This window comes from Aurantimonas aggregata (assembly GCF_010500835.1).
In the GTDB taxonomy this organism is placed as follows: domain Bacteria; phylum Pseudomonadota; class Alphaproteobacteria; order Rhizobiales; family Rhizobiaceae; genus Aurantimonas; species Aurantimonas aggregata.
Window position 1 is genome coordinate 82,984 of the sequence record NZ_JAAAMJ010000008.1, and the last position, 17,201, is coordinate 100,184.

17 protein-coding genes and 1 pseudogene are annotated in these 17,201 nt (G+C 67.8%); 12 read left to right on the forward strand and 6 right to left on the reverse strand.

The annotated features are described in order from the left end of the window. The first annotated feature begins 18 nt into the window (after positions 1-18). Entirely contained in the window at positions 19-690 is a 672-nt protein-coding gene (locus tag GTW51_RS12310; RefSeq protein WP_163044228.1) for a GNAT family N-acetyltransferase, read from the forward strand. Here the strand turns inward: GTW51_RS12310 and GTW51_RS12315 are convergent. Beyond that, a complete protein-coding gene (locus GTW51_RS12315) occupies positions 662-1,342 on the reverse strand; it encodes an arylesterase (RefSeq protein ID WP_246233040.1) in 681 nt (226 codons plus the stop codon). The two genes, GTW51_RS12310 and GTW51_RS12315, sit on opposite strands and share 29 nt — an antisense overlap. A 67-nt stretch (positions 1,343-1,409) precedes the next feature. Between GTW51_RS12315 and GTW51_RS12320 the strand changes: the two genes are divergently transcribed. The 4 genes from GTW51_RS12320 to GTW51_RS12335 all read left to right on the forward strand — a co-directional run bounded on the left by GTW51_RS12320 (position 1,410) and on the right by GTW51_RS12335 (position 6,495). Then, complete coding sequence (locus GTW51_RS12320) at positions 1,410-2,144, forward strand: ABC transporter ATP-binding protein (RefSeq protein WP_163044230.1); 735 nt, start codon at positions 1,410-1,412, stop codon at positions 2,142-2,144. Further along, complete coding sequence (locus GTW51_RS12325; protein WP_163044231.1) at positions 2,141-4,738, forward strand: ABC transporter permease; 2,598 nt, start codon at positions 2,141-2,143, stop codon at positions 4,736-4,738. Before GTW51_RS12320 ends, GTW51_RS12325 begins: the two co-directional genes overlap by 4 nt. 268 nt (positions 4,739-5,006) lie before the next feature. Then, positions 5,007-5,777: a Bax inhibitor-1/YccA family protein gene (locus tag GTW51_RS12330; protein ID WP_163044232.1), complete on the forward strand. Its 771-nt coding sequence runs from the start codon at positions 5,007-5,009 to the stop codon at positions 5,775-5,777. Positions 5,778-5,931: 154 nt separating this feature from the next. Beyond that, complete coding sequence (locus tag GTW51_RS12335; RefSeq protein ID WP_163044233.1) at positions 5,932-6,495, forward strand: GNAT family N-acetyltransferase; 564 nt, start codon at positions 5,932-5,934, stop codon at positions 6,493-6,495. A gap of 15 nt (positions 6,496-6,510) precedes the next feature. On the opposite strand, the gene GTW51_RS12340 is transcribed toward GTW51_RS12335, so the two are convergent. From GTW51_RS12340 to acnA, 3 genes are all read right to left on the reverse strand, one after another. Beyond that, the gene (locus tag GTW51_RS12340) at positions 6,511-6,885 is read right to left on the reverse strand and encodes a DUF2794 domain-containing protein (protein ID WP_246233042.1); all 375 of its coding nucleotides are present in this window, start codon (positions 6,883-6,885) and stop codon (positions 6,511-6,513) included. Between the two features lie 153 nt (positions 6,886-7,038). After that, a complete protein-coding gene (locus tag GTW51_RS12345) occupies positions 7,039-7,827 on the reverse strand; it encodes a DUF1223 domain-containing protein (RefSeq protein WP_163044235.1) in 789 nt (262 codons plus the stop codon). A 193-nt stretch (positions 7,828-8,020) separates the two neighbouring features. Beyond that, positions 8,021-10,777: an aconitate hydratase AcnA gene (gene acnA, locus GTW51_RS12350; RefSeq protein WP_163044236.1), complete on the reverse strand. Its 2,757-nt coding sequence runs from the start codon at positions 10,775-10,777 to the stop codon at positions 8,021-8,023. A 411-nt stretch (positions 10,778-11,188) separates the two neighbouring features. Here acnA and ccmA point away from each other — a divergent pair. The 6 genes and pseudogenes from ccmA to GTW51_RS12380 form a co-directional block, all read left to right on the forward strand. Then, positions 11,189-11,830: pseudogene (gene ccmA, locus GTW51_RS12355) on the forward strand (heme ABC exporter ATP-binding protein CcmA); the annotation flags it as partial. Then, on the forward strand, positions 11,827-12,486 hold the full coding sequence (gene ccmB / locus GTW51_RS12360) for a heme exporter protein CcmB (RefSeq protein WP_163044238.1): 660 nt from the start codon (positions 11,827-11,829) through the stop codon (positions 12,484-12,486). The pseudogene ccmA and the gene ccmB, both read left to right, overlap by 4 nt. Before the next feature lie 80 nt (positions 12,487-12,566). Further along, the gene (locus GTW51_RS12365; RefSeq protein ID WP_163044239.1) at positions 12,567-13,325 is read left to right on the forward strand and encodes a heme ABC transporter permease; all 759 of its coding nucleotides are present in this window, start codon (positions 12,567-12,569) and stop codon (positions 13,323-13,325) included. A 7-nt stretch (positions 13,326-13,332) separates the two neighbouring features. Next, a complete protein-coding gene (ccmD, locus tag GTW51_RS12370; protein ID WP_163044240.1) occupies positions 13,333-13,509 on the forward strand; it encodes a heme exporter protein CcmD in 177 nt (58 codons plus the stop codon). Continuing rightward, entirely contained in the window at positions 13,506-14,129 is a 624-nt protein-coding gene (locus GTW51_RS12375; RefSeq protein ID WP_163044241.1) for a DsbE family thiol:disulfide interchange protein, read from the forward strand. Before ccmD ends, GTW51_RS12375 begins: the two co-directional genes overlap by 4 nt. Positions 14,130-14,198: 69 nt before the next feature. Next, entirely contained in the window at positions 14,199-14,762 is a 564-nt protein-coding gene (locus GTW51_RS12380) for an NUDIX hydrolase (protein ID WP_163044242.1), read from the forward strand. Positions 14,763-14,778: 16 nt separating this feature from the next. Here the strand turns inward: GTW51_RS12380 and GTW51_RS12385 are convergent, their stop codons facing one another. Continuing rightward, positions 14,779-15,582 (reverse strand): tellurite resistance TerB family protein, encoded by an 804-nt coding sequence (locus GTW51_RS12385; RefSeq protein WP_163044243.1) that lies wholly within the window; start codon positions 15,580-15,582, stop codon positions 14,779-14,781. Positions 15,583-15,823: 241 nt separating this feature from the next. Between GTW51_RS12385 and GTW51_RS12390 the strand changes: the two genes are divergently transcribed. Next, positions 15,824-16,375: a L,D-transpeptidase gene (locus GTW51_RS12390; protein ID WP_246233044.1), complete on the forward strand. Its 552-nt coding sequence runs from the start codon at positions 15,824-15,826 to the stop codon at positions 16,373-16,375. Between the two features lie 68 nt (positions 16,376-16,443). Here GTW51_RS12390 and GTW51_RS12395 read toward each other — a convergent pair whose 3' ends face one another. Further along, positions 16,444-17,109, reverse strand: coding sequence for a Crp/Fnr family transcriptional regulator (locus tag GTW51_RS12395; protein WP_163044244.1), 666 nt, complete (start codon positions 17,107-17,109; stop codon positions 16,444-16,446). Between the last annotated feature and the right edge of the window lie 92 nt (positions 17,110-17,201).

Sequence of the window (17,201 nt, forward strand, 5' to 3'; positions counted from 1 at the left end):
AACGAAGGCGCCGACCCCATGTCGTATCTGGCTATCCCCGGCGATGCCGTCGCAGCGACGAAAGCTGCCAACGACGCACCCACTCTGTCGATCCGCCGCCTGCATCCCCAGGAGCGTGATCTCCTGCTGGCGCATCTGATGCGCCTCGATGCCGAGGCGCGGCGGCTGCGCTTCGGCAATCCCGTCAACGATCACTTCCTGGAGCGCTACGCCGCGCTGGCACTCGGCGCCGATGCGCTGATCATGGGCCTGTTCGCCGACGGCGTGCTGCGCGGCGTTGCGGAGTTGCGCTATCTTATCGGTTCCCGCAACGAGGCCGAAGGCGCCTTTTCGATCGAGAAGGCGTTTCAGGGCCTTGGTTTCGGCGACCGTCTCTTCGGCCGGCTGATCGCGTCGGCGCGCAATCGCGGCGTGCGGCGGCTGTTCCTGACCTGCCTGCGCGAGAACCGCCGGATGCAGGCGATCGCCGCCAAGCACGGCGCCGACCTCAGCTTCGTCGCCGGCGACGTGACGGCGGAAATTCGCCGCCCCTACGCCGATGCCGCCAGCATCACCGAGGAATGGGCCGACGAAAGCGAAGCCTTCGTCTTCGCGATGATCGACTGGCGGCGCAACGGGTTTGATTTCGTGACCTGGCCGCTGCAGCGGCTGGCCGAAAGCCTCAATCCGTCGTCTCTCGCCGGGCGATGATTGCATCGAGGCTCGCGGTGACCGTCGGCAGCATGCGCTCGACGATGATCGCGACGCCCGCCGGATTGGGATGCATCGCATCGTCCTGGTTCAGGGCGGTTTCGGCCGCGACGCCGTCGAGAAAGAACGGATAGAGCGCGACGTCGTATTTCTCGGCAAGCCGCGGGTAGATCGTATCGAACGTGGCCTGATAGTCGCGGCCCATGTTCGGCGGCGCCATCATCCCGGCGAGGATCATCTTCTGGCCACGTTTCTTCAGCGTCGCGACGATCTGGTCGAGATTGTCCGCAGCGATCTGCGGCGACACGCCGCGCAGCGCGTCGTTGGCGCCGAATTCGACGATGACGAGATCGGCGCTTTCCGGCACCGACCAGTCGAGCCGGGCGAGCCCGCCCGTCGTGGTGTCGCCCGAAACCCCCGCATTCGTCACCGCAACATCGTAGCCTGCCGAGCGAAGCGCTGCCTCAAGCTGCGCCGGGAAAGCTTCGTCGGGCCCGACTCCGTAGCCCGCGACGAGGCTGTCGCCGAAGGCCACGACCTCGATCGTCTCCTGGCCAGCGGGCGATTCCGGCTGTTGCGCGGAAGCGGCGAGCGGCACCGCCAGCCATGACAACAGCGTGAGGGTGGCAAGGATCGGTTGGAAGCGCTGCATTGCACACCCCATATAGCGCGAGCCCCGGAAGCGGCCCTTTGAGGGGCGGATCTAGGAACGAGCGATCTTGACGGAACCGGCAGTACGATTACGAAACGTTCATCTGACCCTGGGGGCCGGGCGCAGCGCGGTACATGTGCTGAAAGGCGTCGATCTGTTCGTCGAGCGTGGCGAGTCGGTCGGCATCGTCGGGCCGTCCGGCTCCGGCAAGTCGACGCTGCTGATGGTGCTTGCCGGGCTGGAACGGGCCGATGCGGGCGAGGTCGAGATTGCCGGCCAGTCGCTGGTCGGGCTGAGCGAAGACCAGTTGGCTGCGTTTCGTGGCCGCAATGTCGGCATCGTCTTCCAGTCCTTCCATCTCATACCCAACATGACGGCGCTGGAAAACGTCGCGGTGCCGCTGGAGCTGGCCGGCCACCCCGACGCGTTCGAGCGGGCCGAACGCGAGCTCGGCCAGGTCGGCCTTGCCGACCGTATCGCGCATTATCCGGGCGAACTTTCCGGTGGCGAGCAGCAGCGCGTCGCCATGGCGCGGGCGCTGGCGCCGGAGCCGGCGATCCTGATCGCCGACGAGCCCACGGGCAATCTCGATCAGGAGACCGGCCGGCAGGTGGCGGACCTGTTGTTCGCCGAGCGCGAGAAGCGCGGCATGACGCTGGTGCTGGTCACCCACGATCCGAACCTCGCGCATCGCTGCGAACGCGAGATCGCGGTCCGCTCCGGCGAGATCCACGATGACCGCATGCGCTCGGGCATGGCGTCGGCACACCTCGGAGAGACGCTGGAAAGCCGGCCGGCATGACCGTGGTGGATACGGCCACGGCCGCTGCCCGGGTGCGGCCGGAGCCGGTCGGCCGGCGCGGCCGGCTGGCGCTCGCCTTCCGCTTCGCCCTGCGCGAGATGCGCGGCGGCCTGTCGGGTTTCTACATCTTCCTTGCCTGCATCACGCTCGGCGTCGCGGCGATCGCGGCGGTCAATTCCGTGGCGACGATGATGACCACCGGCATCGCCGAGCAGGGCCGCACCATTCTCGGCGGCGACCTGCGCTTCGAGCTGACACAGCGGGAGGTGACGCCGGAAGAGGCGCAGTATCTCGAGGGGCTGGGCACGGTAGCCCGGTCGGCGGACCTGCGGTCGATGGTGCGGCTGACCGACGGCAGCGACCAGTCGCTCACCCAAGTGAAGGCCGTCGACGGCGCCTATCCGCTCTACGGCTCGCTCGACACGACGCCCGACGCGCCGCTGGCGACGCTGCTCGGCGAAGAGGACGGGCGCTTCGGCGCCATCGCCGCGCCGGAACTGTTCGACCGCCTCGGTATCGAGCCCGGCGCCATCGTGCGGCTCGGCGATGCCGATATCGTGCTGCGCGGCGTCCTCGATCGGGAGCCGGATGTCCTATCTGACGGTTTCAACTTCGCGCCGCGGCTGATGCTGTCGCTGGACGGACTTGCGGCGAGCGGGCTGGTGCAGCCCGGCAGCCTGGTCGAGTACCAGTACAAGGTCCGGCTGAATCCGGACCGCGCCGGCGACGCCGAGGCGGTAATGGAAGCTGCCAACGAGCGGTATCCCGATGCCGGCTTCAGCATCCGCACCTCGGCCGAGGCGGCGCCTTCTCTCCAGCGCAATATCGAGCGCTTCTCGCAGTTCCTGACGCTGGTCGGGCTGACCGCGCTGATCGTCGGCGGGGTGGGGGTGGCGAATGCCGTGAACGCCTATCTCGATTCCAAGCGGCCGGTGATCGCCACCTTCAAGAGCCTCGGGGCGGGCGGCAATTTCGTCGTCGCCGTCTATCTCATCCAGATCATGACGCTGGCAGCGCTCGGTATCGTGATCGGGCTGCTGCTGGGCGCCATCGCGCCCTTCGTCACGGCGCAGTTCCTCGAAGCCGTCGTCCCGGTCGCGGCGAGCGCCTCGGTGTATCCGCTCGATCTGGCGCTGGCGGCCCTGTTCGGGGCGCTGACGGCGCTGGCTTTCGCGCTGCTGCCGCTGGGGCGCACCCGCGACGTCGCGGCGGCCGCGCTGTTCCGCGAGGCCGGCACCGCCGGCTTCACCCGCATGCGCTGGACCTATCTCGCGGCAGCGCTCGGCCTCGCCGCGCTGATCGGCGTGCTGGCGCTTGTCATGGCCGGCGACAAGCGGGTGGCACTGGTCTTCCTGATCGGCACGGCCGCGGCCTTCCTGATCCTGCGCTTCGTCGCGACCGGCATCGAATGGCTGGCGGCGCGGGCGCCGCGCGTGCGCTCGACGCCGCTGCGGCTCGCCCTCGGCAACATTCACCGGCCGGGCTCGCTGACCGGCTCGGTCGTCCTGTCGCTGGGGCTCGGGCTGACGCTGCTCGTGACGCTCGCGACGATCGACTATAATCTGCGCCAGGAGATCGGTACCGGCATCGCATCGCGGGCGCCGGACTTCTTCTTCGTCGACATCCAGAACGGCGAGGTCGATGCCTTCCGCGATACCATCGAGACCCTCGCCCCGGGCTCGACGCTGAACGCCGCGCCGATGCTGCGCGGCCGGATCACCCGCCTCAACGAGCAGGATGTCGCCACGATGGAGATCCCGCCGGAAGGCGGCTGGGTGCTGCGCGGCGACCGCGGCATCACCTATTCCGCGACATTGCCGGAGAACTCGACGATCTCGGCTGGCGAATGGTGGCCCGAGGACTACGACGGCGAGCCGCTGGTGTCGTTCTCGGCGGAAGAGGGCGGCGAACTCGGCCTGTCGGTCGGCGACACGCTGACGGTCAACGTGCTCGGCCGCAACATCACCGCCCGCATTGCCAACTTCCGCAGCGTCGAATGGGAATCGCTGTCGATCAATTTCGTCATGGTGTTCTCGCCCAACGCCTTTGCCGGGGCGCCGCATGCCTGGCTCGCCACGCTGACGATGCCCGAAGGCGGCGAGGCCGCCGAGAAGTCGGTGCTCAACGGCGTCACCAACGCCTTTCCGGCGGTGACCAGCGTCCGGGTCAAGGAGGCGCTGGACGCGGTTAACGGCCTGATCGCGCAGCTGGCGCTGGCGATCCGCGTCGCCGCCGCCGTGGCGCTCGTCGCCTCGGTGCTGGTGCTGTCCGGTGCGCTGGCCGCCGGCAACCGCGGGCGCGTCCACGATGCGGTGGTGCTGAAGACGCTGGGGGCGACGCGCATGACGCTGATCCGCGCCTTCGCGACGGAATACCTGCTGCTCGGCCTTGCCACCGGCGTCTTCGCCATCGCGGCCGGGGCGCTGGCCGCCTGGTTCGTGGTCGCGCAGATCATGCAGTTGCCTTACGTGTTCGACTGGACCGTCGCGCTCACGACCCTGGTCGTGTCGCTGGTGCTGACCGTCGGCTTCGGCCTCGCCGGCACATGGCGCATCCTCGGCCAGAAGGCCGCGCCGGTGCTTCGCAATCTGTGATGCGGAGCGCCGTCGGGCCGGTTGATGGTAAGTCTTGATTGGTAATGTCCGGCGGGCCGGCCAATGTCCGCGACGGATAACGCAGAATTAATCCCGATCGGGCTCTATTTTGCGGCAGTGCGGCGTCGGCGACTTGTGCAAAAGCACGTCGATCCGCATATTATCCTCAGGATCGCTGGGCGTCCCGCCAGCGGCGCCTCACCGTGCGAAGCCTTCGGGCCAGAGCGGTGGACACCGGACGGGACACGCAGAAAAGGATTGCTACTCAATGGCTGACTATCGGAATCCCGGGGTACGGACCGTACCCGCGGCCGGTGCTAGGGCGGACATCGACCAGGGTCTCCGCACCTACATGCTGAAGGTGTACAACCTGATGGCAGCCGGCCTCGCCCTCACGGGCGTTGCTGCCTATGCTCTCTATGCGCTGTCCGTCACGGTCGAGCCGACCGCCTACCAGGTGCGTCCGGACCTCTATCTGACGGATCTCGGCTATACGGTGTTCGTGTCGCCGCTGAAGTGGGTGCTGATGCTGGCGCCGCTGGCGATGGTGTTCTTCCTGTCGTTCCGCGTTCACAAGATGAGCGTCGCGGCAGCCCAGACGACCTTCTGGGTCTACGCCACGATGGTCGGCCTGTCGCTCGCGACGATCTTCCTCGTCTACACGCAGGAGTCGATCACCCGGGTGTTCTTCATCACGGCCGCCTCGTTCGGCGCGCTGTCGCTCTGGGGCTACACCACCAAGCGGGACATCTCGGCCTGGGGCTCGTTCCTGTTCATGGGCGTGATCGGCCTGGTCATCGCCATGGTCGTGAACATCTTCCTCGCCTCGCCGGCGCTGACCTTCGCCATCTCGGCGATCGGCGTCCTGGTGTTCGCCGGCCTCACCGCCTACGACACCCAGCAGATCAAGGAAATGTACTACGAGGGTGACGGCTCGGCCGTCATGGGCCGCAAGGCCGTGATGGGTGCCCTGCGCCTCTATCTCGACTTCCTGAACATGTTCCTCTTCATGCTGCAGCTGTTCGGCAACCGCGAATAGGCTTCACGCCAGAGACGGACGGAAAGGGCGGCCCTCGGGTCGCCCTTTTCTTTGGCCGCTGCTTCTGCAACATCGGCAGCCGGCGGGCGAATTTATCGTCTGCCGTGGCCTCGCTTTCGCGCGGCGGCAGACCCCTCTTTCGATGCAGTTGCAGATGAGCGCCCACACGATCCGCCCCGCCCACGCCGACGATGTCCCCGCCTTGCGCGACATCTACGAGGAAGCCGTCCTCAACGGCACCGCCACCTACGAGCTGGTGCCCCCGGATGTCGACGAGATGCGCGCCCGCTTCGCCGCGATCACCGGCGTCGGCTACCCGTTCATCGTCGCCGAGGATCATCACGGCACTGTGCTCGGCTACGCCTATGCCAGTGCCTTCCGGCACAGGCCCGCCTATCGCTGGTCGGTGGAGGACTCGATCTATCTCGCGCCCGAAGCCAGGGGACGCGGCATCGGCCGGGATCTCCTGACACGGCTCGTCGAGCTCTGCAGCGAAAGCGGCTTTCGCCAGATGGTCGCGGTGATCGGCGGGGCCGACAACGAAGCCTCGATCCGGGTGCACCGGCGCGCCGGCTTCCGCATGATCGGAACGTTCGAGGGTTCGGGCTTCAAGTTCGGTCGCTGGATCGATACCGTACAGATGCAGATGCAGCTCGGCGACGGCAACGCGTCGCTGCCGGACGAGACGGTGTTCCCGGGAACGCTGTACGGCGGGTGAGACCGGAACCGGCGCTCAGGCCTTGTCGGCGAGCGCCAGCGCCTTGTCGAAGACCTGCAGCACATTGGCGAGATCCTGGCCGCGCTTCATGATCAGCCCGCCGGCCGCGACGACCTGGTAGGCGCCCTGCTTGCGGGCGAGCTTGGGGTTCTTCTCGATCCGGTAGAGCGGCATCTCGCTGGTGCGGCGGAACACCGAGAAGACGGCCCGGTCCTTCAGCATGTCGATCGCGTAGTCGCGCCATTCGCCGGCGGAGACCATGCGCCCGTAGATGCGCAGGATCTGCGACAGCTCGGCGCGATCGAAGCTGACCACGGGACTTCGCGAACGGTTGTCGGGGAAGGCTAGGAGATTCGCCGCCGCGTCGCCGTTCGTCCTGAAATCCTGCAAGATGAGACCCCTCGTCCGATCTGTCGGCGCCGTCCGAAAGGCGCGCATGGTTCTCCCAAGATAAGCGCCGGGCGACGCGATGCAACCGGAAGCGTCCACCCGTCACGGCAAGACGGCGGCAAGCCGGCGCCGCCCTCGCAGCACCGCAGAAGGCTATTCGGCGGGAAATTCCAGCTGGGCGGCGGCAAGAATCGGGCCGGGCGCGCCGTCGGCCGTCACCGACTGCAGGATGGCGGCGCAGCCGGCCTTCCGCGTGTCCGGACCGAACAGCGTCACCAGCGGCAGGTCGATCTCCATCGTCTCGCCGGTCCACATGCCCAGCACCCGCCAGTCCTTGACCGCATGGGTGTTGGCCAGCGTGTGGCCGCTGTTCTCGCCCCGCTCGATGGCGACCGGCGCTTCGTCGACGAAGGTAACGAGCATCAGCACCGGCGTCTGGCCGCCGGGGCTTGCCGCCGCGCCCTTGGCGGTGATGTGCAGCCGGTCGGCGACGACCGACAGATCGATCTTCGCCGCCGAGGCCCGCGAGGACAGCGCGTCGCCGTCGATCAGGCGGCGCAACTTGGCCTCGTGCGAGCCGACGACGGCGGCCTTGCCGTTCACCACCGCCTGCGGCGTGTAGATCGTCGTCGTGTCGAAGGACTTGGCATAGGCACGCTGGCGATCGGTGTTGGCCGCCGAGCCGAACGTGTCGCGCCAGCCGATATAGTCCCAGTAGTCGACATGATAGGCGAGGGCGAGGATGCCCGGCTCGTCGGCGAGTTTCGCCAGCAGCGCGTCGGCCGGCGGGCAGGACGAGCAGCCCTGGCTGGTGAACATCTCGATGACGTGGGTGATCTGCTTGGCGATGGGCTCGCCGGCGACGGCCGGGCGAGCCGCCCCGCCGGCGAGCAGCATCGCCAGGAACGCGAGGGCACAACGCCCGGGGGCGATCCTGCTCACGCGAGCCACGGCAGTTTGCCGCTCGCCCGCGTGGTGTCCGGGCGCAGAGCTGTCTCGTCGGCTGTCATCATGGACGCGAACCTACCGACGGAGGCGAACACCCTCCAGTCAATTGCGGGTGAGAAAGCAGCGCGCCGCCGGTCGCTCGGGACCGGCGGCCACAGGGCGGCGCGGGGAGCGCCGCCATCGACGTTCAGGCGGCGAGGCGCCGGAGCACGTAATGCAGGATGCCGCCGTTGCGGTAGTATTCGAGCTCGTCCAGCGTATCGATCCGGGCCTGGATCCGGACGCTGTCGACCGTGCCGTCGGCGCGCTCGATCTTGGCTTCGAGCACTTCGCGCGGCTTGAGGGTGGCGAGGCCCTCGATCGTCACCTTCTCGTCTCCCTTGATGCCGATCGTCTTCCAGGACGTGCCTTCCTCGGCGAAGACGAAGGGCACGACGCCCATGCCGACGAGGTTCGAGCGGTGGATGCGCTCGAAGCTCTCGGCGATCACCGCCCGCACGCCGAGGAGGTTGGTGCCCTTGGCCGCCCAGTCGCGCGACGAGCCGGTGCCGTATTCCTTGCCGGCGAAGACGACCAGCGGCACGCCTTCTTCCTGGTACTTCATCGCCGCATCGTAGATCGGCATCACCTCCCCGTCGGGATAGTGCCTGGTCATGCCGCCCTCGATGCCGTCCAGCATCTGGTTCTTGATGCGGATATTGGCGAAGGTGCCGCGCATCATCACCTGATGGTTGCCGCGGCGGGCGCCGTAGGAGTTGAAGTCGACCGGGCGGACCTGGTGGCTGACGAGATAGTCGCCGGCCGGCCCGTTGGCCTTGATCGAACCTGCCGGCGAGATGTGGTCGGTGGTGATCGAATCGAGGAACAGGCTGAGGATGCGGGCGCCGTGGACGTCGGTGACCGGCACCGGATCCATGGTCATGCCCTCGAAATAGGGCGGGTTCTGCACGTAGGTCGAGCGGTCGTCCCAGTCATAGGTCAGGCCGCCGGACACGGCGATCTTCTGCCAGTGCGCGTCGCCCTTGAAGACGTCGGCATAGCGCTCCTCGAACATCTGCCGGGTGACCGTCTCGCGGACGATCTCGGCAATCTCCTGGGTGGTCGGCCAGATATCCTTGAGGAACACGTCGTTGCCGTCGTGGTCCTTGCCGAGCGATTCCTTGGTGATGTCGACGAACATCGAGCCGGCGATGGCGTAGGCGACGACCAGAGGCGGCGAGGCGAGATAGTTCGCCCGCACGTCCGGGTTCACCCGGCCCTCGAAGTTGCGGTTGCCGGACAGGACCGAGCAGGCGACGAGGTCGTTCTCGGTGATGGCCTCGGAGATCGGCTCCGGCAGCGGGCCGGAATTGCCGATGCAGGTGGTGCAGCCATAGCCGACGAGGTTGAAGCCCATCGCGTCGAGATCGGCCTGCAGGCCGGCCTTCTCGAGATATTCCGTCACCACCTGGCTGCCGGGTGCCAGCGAGGTCTTCACCCAGGGCTTTACGGTCAGGCCCTTGGCGTGGGCCTTGCGGGCGACGAGGCCGGCCGCGACCAGGACGTTGGGGTTCGAGGTGTTGGTGCAGGAGGTGATCGCCGCGATCACGACGTCGCCGTCGGAGATGCCGTGGTCGGCACCTGAAACCGGATGGCGGGCCGGCGGCGCGTCGAACGCCCCCGTCGCGCCTTCGGCGACGTAGCGGGCCTCGGCGGTGCTCTGCGTGTCGGAGGCCTTCTTGCGGCCGCCCTGCAGCTCGACGAGGGCGGTGCGGAAGGCCGAAGCGGCGTCGGTCAGCGCGACGCGGTCCTGCGGGCGCTTGGGTCCGGCCAGCGACGGCACGACCGTCGACAGGTCGAGCTCCAGCGTGTCGGTGAAGACCGGATCGGCAACGCCATCCTCGCGGAACATGCCCTGCGCCTTGGCGTAGGCCTCGACCAGCGCGATGCGGTGCTTGTCGCGGCCGGTCGCGTCGAGATAGGCGAGCGTGTCCTTGTCGATCGGGAAGAAGCCGCAGGTGGCGCCGTATTCCGGCGCCATGTTGCCGATCGTCGCCTGGTCCTCAAGGGTGAGGTTCGACAGGCCCGGGCCGAAGAACTCGACGAACTTGCCGACGACCTTCTTCTTGCGCAGCATCTCGGTGACGGTGAGCACGAGGTCGGTCGCGGTGGTGCCCTCGGGCAGCTTGCCGCCGAGGCGGAAGCCGATGACCTCGGGGATCAGCATGGAGATCGGCTGGCCGAGCATGGCCGCCTCGGCCTCGATGCCGCCGACGCCCCAGCCGAGCACCGACAGGCCGTTGACCATGGTGGTGTGCGAATCGGTGCCGACGAGCGTGTCCGGATAGGCGATGGTCTCGCCGTTCTCTTCCTTGGTCCAGACCGTCTGCGCCAGATATTCCAGGTTCACCTGGTGGCAGATGCCGGTGCCGGGCGGCACGACGCGGAAATTCTCGAAGGCTTCCGAGCCCCAGCGCAGGAAGGTGTAGCGCTCGCCGTTACGGCCGTATTCGGCGTCGACGTTGCGCTCGAAGGAATCCTTCTGGCCGAAGAAGTCGACCATCACCGAGTGGTCGATGACGAGATCGACCGGCACCAGCGGATTGATCTTCTTGGGGTCGGAGCCGAGCTGCGTGGTCGCGTCGCGCATCGCGGCGAGGTCGACGACGGCGGGAACGCCGGTGAAGTCCTGCATCAGGACGCGGGCCGGGCGGTAGGCGATCTCGTGGCCGGCGGTGCCCTTGTCGTGGATCCAGTTGGCGACGGCGCGGATGTCGTCGGCCGTCACGGTGCGGCCGTCCTCGTTGCGCAGCAGGTTCTCGAGCAGCACCTTCATCGAGAAGGGAAGCCGCGAGGCACCGGCGAGGCCATTCCGTTCGGCCTCCTGCAGATCGTAGTAGACATAGTCCTTGCCCTCGACGGAGAGCGTCTTGCGGCTATGGAAGCTGTCGGATGCGTTGGACATGTGGCTTCGTTCCTTCTCGAACCAGGATGGAGTCCGAAGGGCGAACGGCCTTGAGCGCAGCGGAAAAGCGCTCGAAGATGCGGGTGCGACCATTTCCGCTAGTCCGCCCCGGTTCCGCTGGTGCCAGGCGGGAACCTTGAGATCGGCGCTGAAAAATTCCACTCCGGTCGCTGGCGTGGTTGCCGTCCTCATAACGAAGTTTGTAACGCCTATAAAGGCGTGTCGGACGGTGATGGTGAATTTGTGCCGTGACCGCCGCGGCGAGGGGATGCGAGGGCGGATGATCAGGGCGGGGACGCGCGGCACGACGAGGCCGCAGCCGGCGGCAAGGGCTAAAACGACGGGCGGCGCCGCGTGAGCGGCCTTGCCGTCACCGTATCCGGCCTGACCATCGGGCGCGGCAGCACGGCGGTCGCCGGCCCGCTGGATCTGTCGCTTGGCGGCGGCGAGGCGCTGATCGTCACCGGCCCGAACGGCGCCGGCAAGTCGACGCTGCTGCGCACGCTGGCCGGGCTGCTGCGGCCGCTCGCCGGGCGAATCACCGTCGCCGGCGCGATGGCACCGGACGGCGAGCCGGCACGGAGCCTCGCCGAGATCGCCCATTATGTCGGCCATCGCAACGCCATGAAGCCGTCGGTCAGCGTCGCCGACAATCTCGGCTTCTGGGCGCGCTTCCTCGGCGGGGCGGGGCTTTCGGCCGACGCCGCGCTGGAATCAGTGGGGCTGCCCGGCCTCGCGCATCTGCCCTTCGCCTATCTCTCGGCCGGCCAGCAGCGCCGCGTCTCGCTGGCGCGGCTTCTCGTCGCCCACCGGCCGGTGTGGATCCTCGACGAGCCGACCGCGGCGCTCGACACCGCCTCGCAGGCGCGCTTCGCGGGACTGATGGCGGGCCATCTCGATGCGGGCGGCAGCGTCATCGCAGCGACGCACCAGCCGCTTGGGCTGGGTGGGGCGCGCGAGCTGAGCATGGTGCCGGCGCCGGCGGAACATCTCACGGACAAGGGGCAGGCGATCGCCGATGCGGACCTTGCCGCAGCCGAGGGCTGGCTGTGACGGCGGTATTCTGGCGCGACCTGAAGCTCGCGGTCTCCGGCGGTGGCGGCGCGATGACGGCGGTGATCTTCTTTCTCGCCGTCGTCGCGACGGTGCCGTTCGGCGTCGGCCCCGACCTCAACCTGTTGTCGCGGATCGGGCCGGCGATCCTCTGGATCGGGGCGCTGCTGTCGACCCTCCTGACCCTCGACCGGCTGTTCCAAGCCGACCGCGAGGACGGCACGCTCGACCTGATGCTCACCGGCCCGACGCCGATGCCGCTGGTGGTGCTGGGCAAATGCCTGGCGCTGTGGGCGGCCTCCGGCCTGCCGCTGGTGCTGGCGGCGCCGGCGCTCGGCCTGTTCCTGGCGCTGGAGCCGACGGCCATCGGCGCCGTCACGCTGACGCTGCTGGCCGGCACGCCGGCCATCACCTTCATCGGCGCCGTCGGCGCGGCGGTCGCCGTGGCGCTGCCGCGCGGCGGGCTGCTGGTGTCCGTGCTGGTGCTGCCGCTGGCGATCCCGGTGCTGATCTTCGGCGTCTCGGCCACCTATGGCGCGGTAAACGATCCGGACCCGTTCCTGTCGCCCTTCCTGATCCTCGTCGCCCTGACGCTGTTCTTCGGGGCGCTCGGCCCGATCGCGGCGGCCGCGGCGCTCAAGGCGGGCGGGGATTGAGCGCGACGATCGGCCGGTTCTTCCTTTGGCCGGAATCGTGGTGTTTACGGCTTGGTTCGAACCATCCTAAACTCGGGACCATGACCGACCTCTCCGCCACCAAGCCGTCGCGCTTCACGATCCTCGCCAACCCGACCCGGTTCCTCGAACTGTCGGGCCGGCTGCAGCCGTGGCTCTATGCGGCGGCGCTGGTCGCGCTGGTCGTCGGCCTGACGCTCGGCTTCATGGCGCCGCCGGACTACCAGCAGGGCGCCACGGTGCAGATCATGTTCATCCACGTGCCGTTCGCGTGGCTGTCGATGATGGTCTGGACGGTGATGAGCCTGTCGGCGCTCGGCACGCTGGTCTGGCGTCATCCGCTCGCCGACGTCGCGGTCAAGGCGGCGGCGCCGATCGGCGCGGTGTTCACCGCGCTGGCGCTGATCACCGGCTCGATCTGGGGCCGGCCGATGTGGGGCACCTGGTGGGTCTGGGACGCGCGGCTGACCTCGGTCTTCGTCTTGTTCCTGATGTATCTCGGGCTGATCGCGCTGACCCGGGCGCTCGACGATCCCGGCAAGAGCGCCAGGGCCGCTGCGATCCTCGTCCTCGTCGGCTTCGTCAACATCCCGATCATTAAGTTCTCGGTGGACTGGTGGAACACGCTGCACCAGTCGGCCAGCGTCATCCGCGCCGACGGGCCGGCGATGCCGGCGGTGTTCCTGACGCCGCTGCTCGTCTCGGCGCTCGGCTTCACGCTCTTGTTCTTTGCCTTGCATCTGACGGCGATGCGCAGCGAGATCCTGCGCCGGCGCGTCGCCGCCCTGTCGCGGCTCGCCGCCCGCCGCGCGGAGGCCTGAGGCTCGCATGCAGAACGACTATTTCGGCTTCATCGCCGCGGCCTACGGGATCTCCGCGCTGCTCCTGGCAGGCCTGGCGCTGTGGATCGTGCTCGACGCGCGGGCGCAGCGCCGGGCACTCGCGGGGCTGGAGGAAAAGGGCGTGCGCCGCCGCTCATCGGCACGCCCGGAGACCTCGTCATGACCGAGCCGACCGTCCCGACGCCGCGGCCGCGGCGCAATGTCTTCGTGCTCCTGCCGCTGCTGCTGTTCGGCGGGCTCGCGTCGGTGTTCCTCTACCAGCTGGTTTCCGGCCACGACCCGCAGCAGATCCCCTCGGTGCTGGTCGGCAAGACCGCGCCGCAGACGACGCTGCCGCCGCTCGAGGGCGTCTCTGGCCCGGACGGGCGGGCGATGCCCGGTCTCGATCTTTCCGGATTCGGCGACGGAAGGCCGGTGCTGGTCAACGTCTTCGCCTCCTGGTGTGGCCCCTGCCGCGAGGAGCACCCGCTGCTGATGGAACTTGCCCGGGATCCGCGCCTCGCCATCGTCGCCATCAACTACAAGGACAAGCCGGAGAATGCCCGGCGCTTCCTCGCCACGCTCGGCAATCCCTATGCGGCGATCGGCGTCGACCAGACCGGGACGACGACGATCGACTGGGGCGTCTATGGCGTACCGGAGAGCTTCCTCGTCGCCGCCGACGGCGAGATCCTGTTCAAGCAGACCGGGCCGTTCACCCTCGAGTCCGTGGCCGGTGGGCTGCTGCCGGCGCTGGAACGGGCGCTTTCGCCAGATGCCCGCGGCAAGCCGCCGACGAGCTGACGCGAAAGCTGCCCTCCGCTACCCGATGTCGCCATTTCCGGACGGCGATCGCGGACCATGTTTGCCAGCATGAACCAGCCATCCTTCTCCCTGCGCCTCCCCGAGGGCGACGACCTGCCGCGCAAGGTCTGCGACAATTGCGGCTTCGTCGCCTACGAGAACCCCAAGATCGTCGTCGGCTCGGTGGTCCGGCACGAGGGGCGGATCCTTCTCTGCCGCCGGGCGATCGAGCCGCGAAGCGGCTTCTGGACCATCCCGGCCGGCTATCTGGAGCTGAACGAGACCCCGGAGGAGGGGGCGCGGCGCGAGGCGCGGGAGGAGGCGACCGCCACGCTTGCCATCGAGCGGCTGCTGGCGGTCTATTCTGTGCCGCGTATCAGCCAGGTGCAGCTGATCTACCGCGCGCGGCTGGCCGTGCCGGAATTTTCGGCGGGGCCCGAAAGCCTCGAGGTTGCGCTGTTCGACTGGGATGACATTCCATGGGACGATCTGGCGTTTCCGACGGTGCATTGGGCGCTTGCCCATGACCGGGAGGCCGAGACGGGCGCCACGACCGTGCCCTTCGGAAACCCGGCCGGCGCGTCCGGCGATGCCATGCCGGACGGCCGTTCCCTGAAGCCGGGTGAGTTCTGAAGCGCTGCGAGGAGCGTCAGGCCTGGACTTCGCTCGTCGTCCGCCGGATTTCTGCGGCGAGTTCGGGCGGTAGCTTGAGCTGCGCCGCCAGCCGGTCGAGATAGGCGCGCTCGGCCGGGTGGTCGGCGTCGATCGCCAGCACCGAGGCCGTGTAGACCTCCATGGCGATCTCTGGCGTGGAGGTGCGGGAGGCCAGCTGCTCGGGGGTCATCGGCCGGCGCATCTCGTCGACCAGGAAACCCTTCTCCTCGGCGTCGAGATCGAGTTCGTCGATCCGGCCGAAGATCGCCTGCTCCTCGTTGGCGTCGATGTAGCCGTCGGCCTTGGCGGCGGCGATCATCGCCGACAGCATCAGGCGCGAGCGGACCTCCTCCTCGCCCGCCGGCAGGAAGGCCGTGCCCTTGGGCTCGGGAATCTCGCCGGCCGTGGTGGCCGCGGGAAGCTGGCGGAGCGGCTCGGCGCCGGGCAGGGCGGTCTGACCCTGCTGCGCCTGGTAGGACTGATAGGCCTTGTAGGCGAGGCCGGCGACGAGCGCCGCGCCACCGAGCTTCAGCGCCGTGCCGCCCAGCTTGCCGACGCCCTTGCCGCGGAACAGGCTGGTGGCGAGACCGCCGGCCAGTGCGCCACCAAGCGCCGATCCGGCGCCGCCCTGGAGCATGCCGCCGAGGCCGGAGCCGGAACCACCGCCCTGCAGCATGCCGCCCAGCTGATCGACCAGCGACCCACCGCCCTGTCCGGGGCGGTTCTGGCCGGGCTGCGAGCCTGTCGTTCCCTGTCCGTTGGTGCCGAGGAATTGGCCGAGTAGCTTCTGAATGTCCATCAATACGAGGTCCCTGGTTGCGTTGCTGCTTGCGATATCGGCACCGAACCGGCCGATCGCAATGGCGCGATTGTTTTGAAAAGCCGTGGTTGCCGGGACCGTTCCCGAAATCGGTGGCGATTGTTAACCCGCGCTTCATCATCCGGGCGGATCGCACCGAGGCGAGGGCCGGTGTGACATCGTCGCTCTCGCGTGACGTATGATAGTCGGCTATTGACCTTTTACCGGGATCGAGATCCCCTTGCGAGAAGTAGCCTTCGTGCCCTCTGCCATCATTCCGCGCCGTCGCTTGCTTCAGCTGGTGGTCGCTGTTGCGGCCCTGTCGCTCGGCAGCCTAACCAATACAGCCAGCGGCGCCGAGCGGGTTCGTGTCGACACCGCGGGCCTGGAGGCCGGGGCGATCATGGTCAGGACTTCCGAGCGCCGGCTTTATCTGGTGGTCGGACCGGGCAAGGCCATCGGCTACGACGTCGGCGTCGGACGCGCAGACCGGCAGTGGACGGGTACTGCGGCGATCACCGGAAAATACATTCGCCCGAACTGGGCCCCGCCGCTCGCGGTGCTCAAGGACCGGCCCGATCTTCCCGCGATGATCCCGAGCGGTGCGCCGAACAATCCGATGGGCGAGGCGGCGATGACGCTGTCCGGCGGAGAATACGCCATTCACGGGACCAACCGGCCGGGATCCATAGGCGGCTTCGTGTCCTATGGCTGCATCCGCATGCACAACGCCGACATATTGGACCTCTACGCCCGCGTCGCCGTCGGCACGCCGGTCACGGTCATGCGCTGAGCTGCAGCAGTATGACCACCGAGGCCGTGTGCGGCACGTTCGTCAGAGAGGTTTCGTGTCGCCCCACATCAGGGATGCGTCCCGTCATGCGGGACGTCGGCATCCACGACGCTACGCAGCGAAGGATGCACGATCAACTGATCACTGTAGCTGATGAAGCCCAGACGGCGGAACTTGTTCATGAAATAACAGACGCGCGAGCGGGTCGTGCCGACCATTTCCGCCAGCACTTCCTGGCTGACTTTCACCGCCGCTCCATCCTGGTCAACTTCGGCGAGAAGCAACAGCAGGCGCGCAAGCCGTTTCTCGCTGGAGTTGAGGATGTGATCGATCAGATCTTCCTCCATGCGGCCAGCACGGGCCGCAAGGCGGGAAACGACGGTCGCGGCAAATTCCGGGTCATGCTGCAGCAATTGCAGGAAGGCCGTCCTGTCCCATCGGGTGATCCTGCTGTCGACCAAGGCTGTCGCGGTAGCGTTGCGCACTGGCTGCGGCTCGGCGAGGCACGTCTCGCCGCAGAATACGCCATCCGGCAGAACCGCGATGACGGCTCCCTTGCCATTGGGGGAGAGGGCGGAAATCTTGACGAGTCCACGCCGGATGAAGAAAACCGCGTCGCCTTCATCGCCCTGGACGAAGATCCGCTCTCCCTTGGCATAATCGCAGAGGGTCCCTCCCTCCGGGGCCAACAGATGACCCGGGGATAGCGATGACGAGACGACGCAGCCTGTCATTTGCGTATCCGATCAGCAACGGCAAGCGACACAATTACACGTTGTTCAATATAGCTCAGATTCCCGTCGGGAAAGCGATTAAACGCTTTGTG